Source organism: Mesorhizobium sp. AA22, from assembly GCF_001672375.2.
GTDB lineage: Bacteria > Pseudomonadota > Alphaproteobacteria > Rhizobiales > Rhizobiaceae > Mesorhizobium > Mesorhizobium wenxiniae.
The window spans coordinates 5,168,374-5,184,747 of record NZ_CP048406.1 but is presented as its reverse complement, the minus strand read 5'-3'; the positions used below and the strand labels follow the sequence as shown (position 1 = coordinate 5,184,747).

The window sequence follows — 16,374 nt, the reverse complement described above, 5'->3', positions numbered from 1 at the left end:
GCGGTTTCCCGCGACTCTGGCAGCTCGGAATTCGCACCGCGCGGGAAGCGCTCCCCGGCGCTGAAACAAACGAAACACTTCGCGTTCGGCGCGGAAAAACGCCTGAAACAGGGATGGTTTAAATGCAATGGCAACGCTGCATCCCGCGGCGCTAATCATGGAGTGTTGCGATGTCGATAATGCGAGCAGCTTACCGCTCTTACCGGGACTACCGGGTTTACCGTATGGCGGAACGGACCCTTGCGGCAATGGACGATGCCTTCCTGAAGGACATCGGGATTAGCCGGTCAGAGATTGGTTTGGTGGTCCGCGGCTTGAAGCGCGGCCAAGAAGACAAGGCGGGCTGAAACCATGAAGCTTTCATTTAAACTCCCGCTGCTGGCCTGTGCGAGCGTGGCTGCCCTTTTGGCGGTGCCCGCGGCCAATGCCCATGATTCGGGCCTTCCGCACCGCCAGGCCAAGGCGGCGGTGGTTGGAGAGGATTCGACAAGCGTCGCGCTGCTCGAAAACCTCGGCAGCCATTCCTATCCTGTCACCACCGCCAACCCGCTGGCGCAGGCCTATTTCGACCAGGGCCTACGCTGGGCGTGGGCGTTCAACCACGCCGAAGCGCAGCGCGCTTTCAAGGCCGCGCAGAAGCTGGACCCGACCTGCGCCATGTGTTTCTGGGGCGAGGCTTACGTGCTCGGCCCCAACATCAATGCCGGCATGGGTCGGGAGGCAGCCGCGAACGCCGCCGAAGCTGTCGCGCAGGCGCGCAAGGTAGCGCACCTTGCCACCAGCCGGGAAAAGGACCTCATCGCCGCGCTCTCCAAGCGCTACAGCGCCGATACTTCGGCCGACCAGGGCGCCCTGAACCAGGCCTATGCCGCGGCGATGGCGGAACTGGCAGACCGCCATGCGCAGGACGACGAAATCGCCACGCTCTACGCTGACGCGCTTATGAACCTGATGCCCTGGGACTACTGGCTTGATGGCGGAGCAACGCCAAAGCCGGACACGGTCAAGCTTGTGGCTTCGTTGGAGCGGGTGCTGGCGCGCAATCCGGATCATGCCGGCGCGATCCATCTCTATATCCATGCCGTCGAAGCGTCCACGACGCCGGAAAGGGCCGAAGCCCATGCCGACCGGCTTGCCGCCCTCATGCCCGGCGCCGGACACATCGTGCACATGCCAGCGCACATCTATCATCAGGTCGGCCGGTGGATCGACAGTCTGGAGATCAACCGCGAGGCGGTGGCAGCGGACGAGGCCTATTTCGAGCGCGTCGGCATAGCGCCGGAGAGCACGCCCGGCGTCTACACTGACGGCTATTATCCGCACAACCTGCATTTCCTGATGACCTCCGCACAGATGGCGGGCGACGTCGAGGCAATCGCCGAGGCGGCCAAAAAGCTCGAATCGCTGGTCTCCGACACCATGGCCAGAAAGGTGGCCGGGCTGCAGCCGATCAAGGCGGCTCCCTATTTCGCGCACGCCCAGTACAGCGATCCCGAGGTCATACTCGCGCTGCCGCTGCCGGCAAACGCCCTGCCTTATGTCGAGGCAACCTGGCGATATGCGCGGGGCGTCGCCTTCGCCGCAAAGGGTGCGAGCGAAGCGGCGCGCGCCGAGACCGCCGCAATCCGCAAGCTCGCCGCCGCGACCGATTTTTCCACGGAGACGGCGGGAGGACTTCCGGCGCCGGATTTGCTGGAATTGAGCGCGCTGATCGTGGAGGCCCGCATTGCCCAGCACCAGGGCAACCTGCGGGAAGCGCGCAATAAGCTTGAGGCAGCGGTCGCGATCGAGGACGGCCTTGCCTATATGGAACCGGCCTACTGGTATTATCCGGTCCGACAGACCCTCGGCGCGGTCTACATCGCCATGGGCGAGCACGAGGCGGCGGCGGCAGCCTTCGAGCACGTCCTGGAGCAGACGCCGAACAACGCCTGGGCGTTGTGGGGCCTGCGCGAGGTGTTCCGCAGGACCGGCAGGACAGCGGACGCCGAAGCGATGGATGCGCGCTTCAAGGCCGCCTGGGTGGGAGCGCCGGACTTTCTCGGCATCGAACGGCTCTGACCCGCGCTCAGGTGCCGGCGTCGTTGTTGGCAGGAAACGTGTCGCAGCCTCGCAACCCGGCGGCTGCGGCACACAATCCAGGTGTCGAGAAGACCGGCTTGGCCTGCACGCCTCTCAACGCCCACACGTGATAGTGGAAGCCCAGGGCAACGCAGCTGGTTTCCGGAAACTCAGTGGTTCGAGCGGGGTCCTCTGCCTGGGACCACAAAGTCGCAATACCTCAACCGCAAGGGATGAGGCGCTGGTCCAGCGTGCGGCGCGCTCAGGAGTAAAGGTAACCCATGCCGCGGATCGTCCTGATCACCTCCGGCTTGGAGGGATCCACCTCGATTTTCTTCCGCAGGCGCGAAACGCGAATGTCGATGCTACGATCGAAGGGATCCCATCCGCGGTCATGGGCAAGTTCGAGCAGTTGATCGCGGTTGAGCACTCGTCCGCGATGTTCGCTGAATACTTTCAGAAGCCGGAACTCCATCGCGGTGATCGCTATTTCGACCCCCTCGGCGTTGTATAATTTGTGTTCGTCCGGGTCGAAGCGGCACTTGCCGAACTGGACCTGGTGGGGGTCCGGAGTACTCGCTTTCTCCGCAGCTCGTTCGCTCGCCGACGTCCTGCGCAGCACGGCCTTCACCCGTGCCAGCAGCTCGCGCAGGTCCACGGGCTTCGCGACATAGTCGTCGGCGCCAATTTCCAATCCGACAACGCGGTCGACGATTTCCGCCGATCCGGTCAGCATGATAATGGCAACGTCTGAGTGCTCTCGTAGATATCGCGCCAGGGAGAGGCCGTCCTCGCCTGGCATTCGGATATCCAATATGACCACATCGACGTGCTGGCTATTAATAAGTTCGCGCAGGGCAGGCCCCGCGTTGGCCGTTGTCACGGCATAGCCATGATGCTCCAGATATTCCGCCACCGTGTCGCGGATATCCGGTTCGTCATCGCAGACCACTACGTGTGCGTGCGTCGTCAAAATCGACCACCGAGCAACTAGCCTAATGGATAAGCTGCCCCTGAAGTGACGTGCAAATCCACTGATCTGTCAAGTATTGTTGTTGACCAGATTCGAGACAAACGAACGGAGCTCGTTAGGTTTGATCGGTTTCTCAAGATAGGGCCGTTTCGCGGCGCGCAGGAACATCTGCGCGTCCGGGCTGATCGTGTCCCCCGTCAGGAAGGCTAACCTGTCGAGCTCGGCCGGATGAAGCTTGGCAATCTGGTTGAACAATCCCCGTCCATCCATGTTCGGCATTTTCAGATCGCTCAGGATCAGCGCGAAAGTGCGGTTCTGGAGCTGCACCAGCGCTTCTTCGCCGGATCTGGCAATGGTGACCTTGAAACCATCTCGCCTGAGCACCTCAGCAACCAGCTCACCCACTTCCTCTTCGTCGTCCACCACCAGACAAGCAATACCAGTTGAATTCGGGAGCTCATCTTCGGCCGTTTCGGCTCGTTCCTCGATTCGGTCCGAAGCAGGCAGCGAAAGTATGAAGGTCGAGCCACCCCCCTCTGAAGATTCGACCTCGATGGTTCCTCCATGGGATTGAACGATCCGATGACAGAAGGACAGCCCGATCCCAGTCCCTGCCCCAATCTCTTTGGTCGTGAAGAACGGCTCGAAAATGCGGGGAAGTATCTCTTTGGGAATTCCCGGACCCGTGTCGGCAACGCTGACGACTATGTTGCCGGTCTTGGAATGAAGCTGCGTTGAAACCGTGATTGTCCGTTGCCCTTCCCAGCCGTGCAGCGCCTGTTCTGCATTGACAAGCAAATTGATCAGCACCTGGCCAAGCTGATCGGGATCCGCCCAGATCGGGGGAAGACCAGGTTCAAGATGAACTGAAAGCCCGATGTCCGACGATCGAATCGAATAGCTCGCCACTTCCACCGCTTCGGAAATAATGTCATCGATCGCAACGTTTGAGGTCCGCGTCGGCTGCTGTCTGGCCATAGCCAGGAAGGTCTTGACGATCCTGGCGCAGCGTTCGGCTGCCTTACTCATCTTGTCGGCGCGTTCCACGACCTTGGCGTCGGTTGCGGTCTCCTTCAACAGCGATGACAGGCCAAGCACCACCGAGAGCGGATTATTGAGCTCATGCGCCACCCCCGCCAGCAATCCGCCGAGCGCCGACATTTTTTCGTTCTGGTGCAGCGTCTCGCGCTGGCGCTCCAATTCCTGCTGCATTTCGATACGGTCGGTGAGATCGTAGGCGTGGGAAACGATCACCTTCTCACCGTGATAATCGATCAGTCGAGACGAAATCGAGCACCAGCAGATCCTACCGTCCTTGCGTTTGAGCTGGGTTTCGAAATCGTCGACCAACCCCGTGGCGAGCAGCCGCTCAACGTATCGCACCCGCTCTGAAGGATCGACATAGTAGTCGATGGCGCTGGTCACATTGCCGAGCAGCTCAACGGTGGCGGGACTGCGGTAGAGCAGCTTCCCGTCATGCGCGCGGGTCATCTGGATGTTGACGGGGCAGGCTTCGAGGACTTTACGGACCATTTCATCCGCTTCCTTAGCGGCCTCCTCGGCCCGCTTGCGCTCTGTAATGTCGACACGGGTGACCACGAACCCGCCTTCGCGGGTTGGACAGTTCGAGACGAAAAACCAACCGCCGTCCGTATGACGGAATTCCTGTTGCCGGAACTCGCGGCGGTCCCTTGCCCTCTCGGCAAGCCAGTCGTCGATCTTGTCCCGTGGAACCGGAAACTGGTTGCGCTCTGCGGTCACGCGGAGGAAATCGAACCAGTTCACTCCGGGAACGAGCACATCCGCGCTTATCGCATGCATCTGGCGGTACCTGCTGTTGGCCAGCACCAGGCAATCGTTCTTGTCGTAGAGGGCAAACCCTTCGGCCAGAGATTCGATCGCGTCGATCAGCCGCTCGTTTGCCTTACGCGTTTCTTGCTGGGCGGTGATCATGTCGGTGATATTCGTCGTGTTCGACACTATCACCTGCCTTCCCTGGAACTCGATCAGGCGAGCGGAAACCGAAGCCCAGAAGGGCTTGTTCTCGGTGTCGTACTGCTGGACCCGAAAATCATCGATCCTGCCCTTTTCGATCAGGGTGCGCTCCAATATTGCGCTATAGTCTGGATCGACATAGTGGTCGGTTATTCGAGGGCGATCGGCGTAGAGATCTCTGGTAGCAGGATTGCGGTAGAGCGTTTCTCCCTCGAACGTGGTCATGTGTATCGGCGAAGGGCAGGCATCGAGCACCTTTTGCAGCAGAGCCGTCGCGTCGCGCTCGGCAGCCTCGGCCTTTTTGCGCCCGCTGATGTCGGCGCGCGTTACGACGAAGCCGCCAAGATCGGTGGGATGTATCGAAACCGAGTGCCATTTGCCGTCGGAGAGGGGGACCTCGAAATGGGAGTGGAACTCGATCCGGCCTTGAATCCGCTCGTCGAGCCACTCGTCCTCGCGCCCAACCGCGTTGCGGTACACGCCGCGCTTGGCGGATTCGCGAAGGAGCTCGTTCCATTCCACGCCCGGTTCAACGAGATCCCGCACCGGGTGGTTCAGCTCGCGGTAAAGGCTGTTGCACATGACCAGGCGGTGATCTTCGTCGTACAGTGCGAATCCCTCGGAGAGTGATTCGACGGCGTCTGCGAGCATCTCCCGCGCCGCAGCGACTTCGCCGTCACGCTTCTTCTGCTTGGTCACATCGGCGATGCCGGCGAGAACCACTCGCCGGCCTTGGAACTCGACGATCCTGAGATTGCCCGTGGCCCAGAACTCTTGGCCGTCGGGTCGTTTAAGAAGCACCTCGCAATTTTCGACGACGCCCTTTTGCATGAGCTCCCGATTGATTTCCCGGTGTTTCTCGGGGTCGACAAAGTAGTCGCCGAGCCGCACCGTCTCGCGTTGCGCCTTCTTGCTCCATCCAAGCAGCCGTTCGGCAGCATTGCTCTGGTAAATGAGTTCCCCCGAACTTGCGTCGGTCATCCATACCGGCAACGGATGATGCTTGATCAGGAAACCGAACAGATCCTCGCGCTGCTTACGTTCCGTGATGTCCAATACGCCGATGATGAGCGAGGGGCGCCCGTCATAAACGCCGCGACGGCAGTTGGTCGAGCACCAGACGGTCGATCCGCTTGTGTTTCTAAGCTGGATTTCGTGATCCCGCACGATCTCGCTGTTGCTGGCGAGAGAACTGATTTCATCGAATTCGCCAGTATTCACGAAATGATCCGTCAGGAATTGCGGCTCGTTCGGGGTCCATTTTCGGCCAAGCAGGTTTGACGCATCGAGGCTTTCGTAGACGATTTTCCCGCTTCCCGCGTCCACCACCCAAACGGGCAGCGGGTGACTGTCCGTGATGCAGCGGAATATCTCCGCGTTTTCCCGGTGCGCGATCTGCGCTCGCTTCATGTCGGTAATGTCGACGCTTACCAGGGCCATGCCACCATTCGGCCGAGGATGTGCGGTGAGCAACTTCCACCGGCCATCCAATGTCTCAGCTTCAACTGGAGGGTTGTCGATTTGCGTCCATCGCGCAGCGGCGCTTTCAGCGAACGCGTTTCCCGGCTGGATGGGGCGGCCGTCGAAACTTTTCAGATGTGAGAGGGCTTCGGCGACTGCGGCAATGGCATCCATCGGCTGCATCTCGCCGCGATCGAGCTGCTGGCTTCCAAATATCTGCGGATTGCTACCAACGAGGACATTGTTGGCGTCAAAAAGGGCATAGCCTGTGTGTGTGGATGGCACCGGATTATCAGGCCGCATGGTCGTTCCCTTTGTTCGCGTGATCTCGCGAGGACGGATACTAGGCCCTCTTTGTTTCAGCATACATTCAGACGATGCGTGATTTGTTTCAACTGTTTCGGCGCGTGGGAATCTTCGCCAGCGCTGACGTGAAAACGAAACTCTACCCAATCCTCCGGAAAAACGGCGGAAACACGAATGGCCTAGGTTGCACGGCCCATACCACGGCTCGAGCAAACGACTCGGACCATAACCAGTCACAAAGTGCCGCCTGTCATCCCGCGGGGCGCGCGCTGAAACAAACGAAACACTCCCACCGCACCACAGAAAAACGTCTGAAACGAAGGCGGTGTACGACAAGAAGAGCCGCAGATGCGGCAAATTCAACCGGCAAAGCGCAAATGTCCGGCGCCAGGATGAACAATCTATTCCTGGCGAGCGTCGACGCGTCTTGCTCTGAAACCTGAGGGTTCAATATGGATAAGCCAGTTACTTCATACGATTTCCCCGACAGGCTCCTCGCGAGCCTTATTGACCAAAACCATCCGGCCTATGAAGAGGCTCGCGGGCTCTACAACGCTATGATCGACAAGCGGCCGCGCTGGATCGTCCCCTGCGCCGAAGTCGCCGACGTCGTCGCGGCAGTCAATCATGCCCGAGAGAAGCATTTGGTTCTTGCCATTCGCGGCGGCGGCCACAACGGTCCAGGCTTCGGCAGTTGCGACGGCGGAATGGTCATCGACATGTCGCCGATGAAACGGGTCGATATCGATCCCAGGACTCGCACGGTCCGCGTCGAGGCCGGCTGCACCCAAGGCGATGTCGACCGTGCCACCAGCGCTCATGGGCTGGCGGTGCCGGCGGGCCTCGTTTCGACCACAGGCATCGCCGGACTGACGCTGGGCGGCGGCACCGGCCATCTAACGCGCAAACACGGCCTCACCATTGACAATCTGCTTGCGGCCGAGGTCGTGCTGGCCGACGGCAGCGTCGTGACGGCAAGTGAGGACGAACACCCGGAGCTGTTCTGGGCGCTGCGCGGCGGCGGCGGCAACTTCGGCGTCGTGACGCGCTTCACATTTCAGGCGCATCCGGCGAAGGATGTCTATGCCGGGCCGATCTTCTTCGACATCGCACATGCCGTAGAGATCATGCGTTGGTACCGGGACTTCCTGCCCGGAGCGCCGCGAGAGCTCGGGATGTTCTTCGGCATCAAGACGGTGCCCTCCTGCGACCCTTTCCCGCGCGAGATCTGGGGAAGGCGCATCTGCGCGCTAATCAGTTGCTACAACGGCGCGGAGGAGGACGGCATCCGAGCGATGCAGCCCGTGCGCGACGCGCTTCCCAAGCCTCTAATGGACGGTATGATGCAGATGCCCTTCGTCGATCTGCAGGCGCTGTTTGATCCGCTGCTGCCGAAGGGCTTGCAGTGGTACTGGAAGGGCGATTATGTCGACGAGCTGTCCGATGCGGCCATCGCTGCCCATGCCGAGCACGGCTCGAAAACCCCGAGCGAGCTGTCGCTGATGCATCTCTACCCGATCGACGGAGCGGTTCAGGAAGTGGCTCCGGACGCCACCGCCTGGGGAGCGCGGCGAGCGCGTTGGTCCATGGTTATCGCCGGCATCGACCCCGACCCGACGAAGGCGCCGGAGCTGAGGCGCTGGGCAAGCGAGTATTGGGCCGCGGTGCACAAGCACAACCCGCATGGTGGCGCCTATATCAACTTCATGATGGATGATGAAGGCGAAGCGCGCGTACGCGCCGCCTACGGCGCCAACTATGAGCGGCTCGTCGCGGTCAAGCGCAAATACGATCCGGCGAACCTCTTCCGCGTCAACCACAACATCCGGCCGTAAGCGGAGGCTGAGCCTGTCCGTCCTTGGGTCGCGCCGAGGCGGACAGGCCTGTGGCATGCGGAAGCCGGTGTCGCGCCCATCGAGGAAGATTCTCGTCGAATCTCCGACGAGAACGATATGCGACGGCTGAAGGTCGGCTCCCGGAAAGCCGTTATTCAGCATGTGTTCTGATGGACGGGATATTGACCTGCCCAGACCTTCCTTTTCCCCAGGAGAAGGTCGTGAAAGGACGCAGGCATGACCTACGCAGGCCGTGTTGGCCTGGCAGGAACAGTTTTGGCGTTAGTTAAAAAATCACCGCCATCAGTGCTCGTCAGCTCGCGCTCGCCTCCAGCAGCCGGACGAGTTCGGCCTGCCTGCGCACGCCGGCCTTCTCGAAGACATGCCTTAGATGCGCTCTGACCGTGTGGCCGCGATGCCGAGCCGGGCAGCGGCGTCGCGCCCGTTGCGATTGAGATTTTCCAGGACGACGTCAGCCTCCGCCGGATTCAGTCTGAACCTACGATCCAGGTCCTGCCTTCGCTCGTGCTGTTCTCGTTCAGGATCGGTGACCATATGGATCACCACTGGCCGCGCAGCGCCGAGCCAGGACGTGTCGATCGGACGGCGCGGAAAGGACACTCCGCGAGATTGCGGGCGGCATTCCATTCGTTCCGGGCCGCTCGGCTACGCGCCAGAGTGTTCGCAACCTTGTCGACTTGATCCTTTCTGGATCCGGAGCAAACGACTCGGACCACAACCATCCACAAAATGCGGCCCGCCCCGTCGCGCGCCCCTGAAACAAACGAAACACTCCTACCGCACTACAGAAAAACGCCTGAAACGAAAGCGATGTATGACAATAAGAACCGCAGATGCGGCAGATTCGACGGGCAAGACACAAATATCCAGCGCCCTGGACGAGTCTAGTCTTGTCGAGGTGTCGACGCGTCTTGCTCCGAAACCTGAGGTTCAAAATGCATAAGCCAGTTACTTCGCACGATTTCCCCGACCGGCTCCGCGCGAGCCTTATTGACCAAAACCATGCGGCCCATGAAGGGGCTCGCCGGCTCGTACAACGCCATGATCGACAAGAGGCAGGCGTCAACCCCACCACGCGACGGCTGATCGGGAACAGCCGCCATTCATATAGGCCGCGTTGACGCCGCCGAATGGTGATGATCTCGGCTGCTATCAAGCAGCCCTCCGAACAGCGCACGAACGTAACAAGACAAACCGTGCGCTGAACAACCTGCTGCCGCAAATCCAGAAGGATAGCGGTTGGTCGGTTTGCCCAAAGGGCATGAAAGACGGCTCATTGATGGTGCGGGGCACGGCGCGTTGAGGCCAAATGCTAACCCTCAAAGATGGAGAATTGAAATGCTTAAGATCGTTCTTGCCACTGCCACTTTCCTGTTTGCCTCCGGCATGGCTCTTGCCGGCAGCGACCACTATGGCTCCGACTACAGCCATGGCTCCGGCTTTTCGAACACCGGTCACCATTCGATGGTGTCCGACAACGGCTACGCGGCCGACCCGAGCGGCACAGCGAGTGTAAGCACGACCGACAGCGCACCGACCTCGGCAGGGAATTCGATCTTCGATATTCCCGGGCTCGGTTATGGCCAGGGGATCTGGGGCCGCTGATACCAGCGTTCGGCCGGCACGGTCGAGATTAGACCTCCAAGCGGCGGGCGCGCCCGCCGCTTGGAATCACCTCACAGCCACCGGAGAAAGATCTTTGCCGATCTCGAACCGTGGGCTGGAGCGGGCTTGGGGGCCTGTGCACGCTCCCCTCGGCTTCAGCTTTGAGAGCTGCGTCGTCAGTCCGTAGCCTCGCCCAGCCGTGAGTAAGCACCGCCAAGCGCCACCAGCTCATCATGCGGACCTTGTTCGACAATGCCGGTATCGGCGACCACCACGATGCGATCGGCATTGCGGATCGTCGCCAGCCGGTGTGCGATCACCAGTGTCGTTCGGCCTTCCGCAAGCTCTGCCAGCGACTGCTGGATCTCCCGCTCGGTCTGCGTGTCGAGTGCCGACGTCGCCTCGTCCAGGATGAGGATTGCCGGGTTCTTCAGGAACATGCGCGCGATTGCTAGGCGCTGTTTCTGACCGCCCGAAAGTTTTACGCCACGCTCGCCAATGATCGTATCGAGGCCTTCCGGCAGTGAAGCGATGAGTTCGTGGAGGCGCGCGCGGCACGCGGCCTCGACGATCTCGCTATCGACCGCGTCCAGCCGGCCATAGGCGATGTTCTCGCGGATCGTTCCGCCAAACAGGAACACGTCCTGCTGCACGATACCGATCTGGCCGCGTAATGAGGCCAGCCTCATGTCGCGGATATCCAAACCGTCGATCGTGATGGCGCCGCTGTCGACGTCGTAAAAACGCGGCAACAGCGAGCATAGCGTCGTCTTGCCGGCGCCGGACGGTCCGACGAAGGCGATGGTTTGTCCGGCTGCTATGTCGAGATTGATGTCCTTCAAGACCGCCCGTTCGCCGCTATAGCCGAAGGTGACATCCCGGTAGCTGATGTTGCCTTGGAGCGTCGGTGCGTCAACAGCACCAGGCCGATCCGCGATGTCCGGCTCAGTGTCGAGGAGAGCCGCATAACGGCGGAATCCGGCGATGCCTTTCGGATAGGTTTCGATCACCGAATTGATCTTGTCGATCGGCCGGAAGAACACATTGACCAGCAGCAGGAAGCCAACGAAGCCGCCACTGGAAAGTTCGCCACGCAGCACGAGGTAGCTTCCGGCAATCATTACCACCAGTTGGATCAACCGCATGCTCATGTAGCTCAGCGACGTGCTGGCGGCCATGATGCGATAGGCATCGAGCTTGGTCTTGCGGTAGCTGGCGTTGTCACGCGCGAACAGATTGCGCTCGTGATCTTCATTGGCGAAAGCCTGCACCACGCGCATGCCGCCGACATTCTCCTCGATGCGAACGTTGAAATCGCCGACCCGCCCGTAAAGCGCCTGCCAGTTGCGCGTCATGCGCGCGCCATAGCGGCTTGTCACCCAGGCGACGAGCGGCACAATTGCCGCCGTAATCAGTGCAAGCTGCGGATTGACCAGAAACATCAGCGCGAAAGCGCCGAGGAAAGTCATGATCGCGATGAACAGGTCTTCCGGGCCATGATGGGCAACCTCGCCGATCTCCTCCAAGTCCTTGGTGACGCGGGCGATGAGGTGACCGGTCTTGTGGTTGTCATAGAAGCGGAACGAGAGCTTCTGCAGGTGATCGAAGCTCTTCCGGCGCATCTCGGTCTCGATATTGATACCGAGCATATGACCCCAGTAAACCACGACCGCCATCAGCCCGGTGTTCAACACATAGATGGCAAGCAGGCCGGCCGACGCAGCAAGTATCAACAGCCACTGCTGAGTCGGCAGCAGTTCGTCGACGAACAGCTTGACCGCCATCGGAAACCCGAGCTCCAGCATGCCAGACAGAACCGCACAGCAGAAATCCAGGATGAACAGACCCTTCCAGGGGCGGTAGTAGGAGAAAAATCTAAGCAGCATTGGAACGCTTTTTCTGTTCGAAGGTCTGGACTGCCAGGAGCATGGCAATATGGGGCTGTCGCTACAGGCAATCTTGCGGGCGACTGCTCATGAGGCCGACCTTGTCTGGAGGGATAGCTTACGATAAGTGGAGTGTAAACATCATATTATGAGGACTCCATGCTGACTGCAACCACGCGCTGCGAAACACCGAATGCGGGCAAATATATCCAGCAGCTATGCAAATTTTTCGCGCACAAGGTGGAGGTCGCTCATGGCGAAGGGCATGGGCAGTGCCGGTTTTCCTGTGGCACAGCTACCATGAATGCCGGTCTCGAAGAGCTGGCCATAATGGTGGAAGCGGCGGACACCGGCGCATTAAACGAGACCAAGCAGGTCATCGAATCGCATCTCGCCCGGTTCGCCTTCCGCGAAAATCTCCAGCCGCTGGCCTGGCGCGATTGAGGCGTCGTTTTCGACACGGAGCATGCTCATGAAACGGCTCAAGTCGGTCCTGGCGTTGCCGGCACTGGCGCTTTTCCTCGTTCAGGCGTTCGCGACCGAGATCGAAACCGCGAAAGGCCCGGTGACGGTCGATAAGACGCCGCAAACGCTCGCGGTGTTCGATATCGCGGCAGTCGATACGCTGAACAGCCTAGGCGTGAAGATTGCCGGTCTGCCCGATAAACTCTATGTGCCCGAACTCGCAGGATTGAAGGACGGTGCGGAAATCGTCGGGACCCTCTTCGAGCCCGATCTGGAGGCCCTGAGCGCGCTGGCGCCGGACCTTATCATTGTCGGCGGGCGCTCCTCGCCGCAACTGGCGGCGACGAGCCGGATTGCGCAGAGCATCGATATGACAATGGAGGGCGATGACCTTTTCGCGCAGGCAAAGCAGCGCCTGATGGCTTACGGCGCTCTCGTCGGCAAGCCGGCCGAGGCGGCGGCGCTTGCTGCGGAACTCGATGACGCGCTTTCGTCGACACGAGCCGCCGTCAAGGGCAAGGGTACGGCTCTCATCCTGATGACCAGCGGCCCGAAAGTGACTGCCTACGGCAAGACGTCCCGCTTCGGTTGGCTACATTCGGCGCTCCAACTCACGCCGACCGTCGAGGATGTTGAGGCCGCCACCCACGGCGAAGCGATCTCCTTCGAGTTCCTCCGCGATGCCAATCCGGACTGGCTTATCGTGCTCGATCGCGCCGCGGCGATCGGTTCGGGCGAGCAGAATGCCAGGGCAACGCTCGACAATGAACTGGCGGCCGAAACCACGGCCTGGAAGAAAGGGCAGGTGGTCTACATGCCGGCAGCCGATTTCTACATCGCTGCAGGCGGCGTCCAGTCGACGATGCGCGTGCTTGAGGCCATTCGAGACGCTTTCTCGCAGACCAAATGACCGCTGGATCGCTTGGCACTCAAGGCTTCGCTTATCAGGCAATCGGCGCCGCAACCCTGCTGGCGCTCTTTGTGGCCAGTTTGTTCGTCGGTGTCGGCGATCTCGCCATAGACAGTCTGGCTTCAGATCCGGAAGCGTTGCGGCTGATCATGATCAGCCGCCTGCCGCGGACACTAGCGGCACTTCTGACCGGCAGCGCCTTGGCCATCGCAGGGCTTGTGATGCAGACGCTTGCCCGCAACCGTTTCGTCGAGCCGTCGACGGCGGGAACCGCGCAATCGGCGGCGCTCGGCATACTGGTCGCTACGCTGGTGTGGCCAGATGCATCGCTTGGCTGGAAAGCAGCCGGCGCTGCCGTCACCGCTCTCGCCGGGACATCCGTTTTTCTCATACTCGCCCATAGGCTGCCGCCTACACAACCTTTTCTCGTTCCGCTGTTCGGATTGGTCTATGGCGGCATCATTGGCGCTACCGCGATCTTTACGGCATGGCACCTCGATCTTCTGCAGTTTCTCGAAGTGTGGATGACGGGCGAGTTTTCCGGCATCCTGCGCGGGCGCTATGAACTGTTGTGGGTTGCGGGCGCATTGGTCGTATTGGCTTGGTGGACAGCCGACCGGCTGACGATGCTTTCGTTGGGCAGGGACGTCAGCATAGGGCTCGGCCTGAACTATGCCGGCATGCTTCGGCTCGGCCTGATTATCGTCTCGGCCATCACCGCTCTGACCGTGGTTGTTGTCGGAACGATCCCGTTCGTCGGCCTTGTCGCGCCTAACATCGTATCGCGCTTCGCTGGCGAAAACCTGCGCCATACCTTGCCGTGGGTCGCCGGCAGTGGTGCGGCGTTGGTGCTTGCTTGCGATATCATTGGCAGGCTCATCCGTTTCCCTTACGAGGTTCCGGTCGGCACGATCCTCGGCGTCGTCGGGGCTGTGCTTTTCCTCGTCCTGCTGCTTGGCCGAAACAGCAATGACTGAAGTCGTGATGCAACGCGGCCCGATGCGGCACGAGGGCCGCCTCGCGATGATGGCGGCGGTCGCAGTGCTGGTCGGCGTCGCCTTCATGACGATCGGCCTGCGCGGCAATCTCGCCTTCGTGATCGAACTGCGTGCCCTGCGGCTGGCGGCGATGGTTCTGGTCGGCGTGGCGGTGGCGGTTTCGACGGTCGTGTTTCAGACCGTTTGCGCCAACCGCATCATCACGCCATCGATCATGGGGCTGGATGCGCTCTACGTCTTTTGCCAGACCGCGCTTGTTTTTGCGCTGAGCGGTTTCGGCTTTGCCGGCATCGATCCCCGCTTGCACTTCCTCGGCAATTTCACGGTAATGACGAGCCTCGCGCTGGCGCTGTTCCTGCCGATGCTTCGCCGGCGTTTCGACCTGACGCTGATGTTGCTGACGGGCGTCGTGCTGGGCGTTCTTTTCCGATCGCTGACGACGTTGCTGGCGCGGCTGCTGGATCCGAACGATTTCGCCGTGCTGCAAGGTGCGGTCTTCGCCAGCTTCAATACAGTGGAACCCGATCTCATGCTGTTGGCCGGCGTGATCACCGTGGCGGGAGTCGCCATCGCCTGGCGGGCGCGACATGTTCTCGATGTGCTTGCGCTGGGCACCGACACAGCCATCGGGCTCGGCGTCGCGTGGCGCGGCCTGGCTGCCGGGCTGCTGGTTCTTGTCGCCGCGCTCGTATCGGCGTCGACGGCGCTGGTTGGGCCGATGGCGTTTTTGGGCCTGCTGGTGGTTTCGCTCACTGAGCGCATCGTCGGCACCAACCGGCACGCCATCCTTCTGCCCGCAGCCGCGTTCACGGCGATAATCGTGCTCGTCGGCGGCCAAACGGTCCTCCAACATGCTCTGCGTGGGGAAGGCAGCCTCGGCATCGTCGTGGAATTTGTCGGCGGCCTCGTGTTCCTCGCCATTCTGTTTGCTACGGGCCGGCGATGATCGAGATTGCAGGCGTCTCCCTGGCTCTTGGCGGCAGCCGCATTTTGGATAATGTGAGCCTGACAGTACCGAAGGGTGGCGTCACGGCGCTTGTCGGACCGAATGGCGCCGGTAAGTCCAGCCTGTTGTCGTTGATCGCCCGCCTGCAGCCCCTGCAAAGCGGCCGCATCACCGTCGACGGGCTGCCCGTCGATACGACGCCGAGCCGGCAGTTGGCCAAGATCATGGCCATCCTGCGACAGGATCCCGGCGTCGCAAGCCGCCTGCGCGTCGTCGAACTGGTGGGGTTCGGTCGTTTCCCGCATCACCGCGGGCGGCTGACGGCGAAAGACCGCGAGATGATCGCGGCGTCCCTCGAACAGTTCGATCTCAGCGACCTAGCGCTGCGCTTCATCGATACCTTGTCAGGCGGGCAACGGCAGCGCGCTCTCGTTGCCATGACCTTCTGCCAGGGGACGGACTACATCCTTCTCGACGAGCCGCTGAACAACCTCGATATGTTTCACGCAAGAAACCTCATGCGGACGCTCAGACGCATCGCCAACGAGCACGGCAAGACGGTGCTCATCGTGCTCCACGACATCAATCATGCAGCCTCGTACGCCGACCGTATCGTCGCGATGAAGGACGGCGCAGTTGTCGCATCGGGCGAGACCGGCGACGTCATCAGGCCGGACATATTGGAGAGCATTTTTGGCTTCTCGATGCGGGTCGAATACATCGCCGGTCGGCTGACCGTCCTGCACCACGCCTGAGAATGCTTCCGCGCCTGCGGCGCTCGAAGAGCGCAACAGTTACAATGGTTTGCATAAACTGGATTTTTGTTATCAAGTTTATTGCGACAGCGCAACCGATGGGTTAAGGCAGTCCAACAGGCGCAGTTCGCGCCAGCCGGGCTGCCGTAATCGAGGG

The 16,374-nt window shown here is 60.9% G+C and carries 11 protein-coding genes; 8 read left to right on the top strand and 3 right to left on the bottom strand.

The window, feature by feature from the left end; translation table 11 throughout:
• Nucleotides 1-351 precede the first annotated feature (351 nt).
• Nucleotides 352-2,061: a tetratricopeptide repeat protein gene (locus A9K68_RS24830; protein WP_065007925.1), complete on the top strand. Its 1,710-nt coding sequence runs from the start codon at nt 352-354 to the stop codon at nt 2,059-2,061.
• Between the two features lie 262 nt (nt 2,062-2,323).
• Here the strand turns inward: A9K68_RS24830 and A9K68_RS24825 are convergent, their stop codons facing one another.
• Together A9K68_RS24825 and A9K68_RS24820 are read right to left on the bottom strand one after the other, a co-directional pair.
• Nucleotides 2,324-3,034, bottom strand: coding sequence for a response regulator transcription factor (locus tag A9K68_RS24825; RefSeq protein WP_065007924.1), 711 nt, complete (start codon nt 3,032-3,034; stop codon nt 2,324-2,326).
• A 69-nt stretch (nt 3,035-3,103) separates the two neighbouring features.
• Nucleotides 3,104-6,793 carry a PAS-domain containing protein gene (locus tag A9K68_RS24820; protein WP_163603069.1) on the bottom strand — a complete coding sequence of 1,230 codons (3,690 nt, stop codon included), beginning with the start codon at nt 6,791-6,793 and terminating at the stop codon, nt 3,104-3,106.
• A gap of 455 nt (nt 6,794-7,248) precedes the next feature.
• On the opposite strand from A9K68_RS24820, the gene A9K68_RS24815 reads away from it, so the two are divergent.
• Complete coding sequence (locus A9K68_RS24815; RefSeq protein WP_065007923.1) at nt 7,249-8,631, top strand: FAD-binding oxidoreductase; 1,383 nt, start codon at nt 7,249-7,251, stop codon at nt 8,629-8,631.
• 1,359 nt (nt 8,632-9,990) lie between these two features.
• Nucleotides 9,991-10,257 (top strand): hypothetical protein, encoded by a 267-nt coding sequence (locus tag A9K68_RS24810; RefSeq protein ID WP_065007920.1) that lies wholly within the window; start codon nt 9,991-9,993, stop codon nt 10,255-10,257.
• Between the two features lie 176 nt (nt 10,258-10,433).
• Here the strand turns inward: A9K68_RS24810 and A9K68_RS24805 are convergent, their stop codons facing one another.
• Nucleotides 10,434-12,143, bottom strand: coding sequence for an ABC transporter ATP-binding protein (locus A9K68_RS24805; RefSeq protein ID WP_065007919.1), 1,710 nt, complete (start codon nt 12,141-12,143; stop codon nt 10,434-10,436).
• A 159-nt stretch (nt 12,144-12,302) separates the two neighbouring features.
• Here A9K68_RS24805 and A9K68_RS24800 point away from each other — a divergent pair, with 159 nt between their 5' ends.
• The 5 genes from A9K68_RS24800 to A9K68_RS24780 are packed head-to-tail and all read left to right on the top strand — an operon-like array spanning nt 12,303 to nt 16,217.
• Entirely contained in the window at nt 12,303-12,587 is a 285-nt protein-coding gene (locus A9K68_RS24800) for a DUF2218 domain-containing protein (protein ID WP_082982334.1), read from the top strand.
• A 28-nt stretch (nt 12,588-12,615) separates the two neighbouring features.
• Entirely contained in the window at nt 12,616-13,518 is a 903-nt protein-coding gene (locus tag A9K68_RS24795; protein WP_065007953.1) for a siderophore ABC transporter substrate-binding protein, read from the top strand.
• On the top strand, nt 13,515-14,495 hold the full coding sequence (locus tag A9K68_RS24790) for an iron chelate uptake ABC transporter family permease subunit (protein ID WP_065007918.1): 981 nt from the start codon (nt 13,515-13,517) through the stop codon (nt 14,493-14,495). The genes A9K68_RS24795 and A9K68_RS24790 overlap by 4 nt, the downstream gene beginning before the upstream one ends.
• Nucleotides 14,488-15,462, top strand: a complete 975-nt coding sequence (locus A9K68_RS24785; RefSeq protein ID WP_156768293.1) for an iron chelate uptake ABC transporter family permease subunit — start codon at nt 14,488-14,490, stop codon at nt 15,460-15,462. The genes A9K68_RS24790 and A9K68_RS24785 overlap by 8 nt, the downstream gene beginning before the upstream one ends.
• The gene (locus tag A9K68_RS24780) at nt 15,459-16,217 is read left to right on the top strand and encodes an ATP-binding cassette domain-containing protein (RefSeq protein ID WP_065007917.1); all 759 of its coding nucleotides are present in this window, start codon (nt 15,459-15,461) and stop codon (nt 16,215-16,217) included. The genes A9K68_RS24785 and A9K68_RS24780 overlap by 4 nt, the downstream gene beginning before the upstream one ends.
• Nucleotides 16,218-16,374 lie beyond the last annotated feature (157 nt).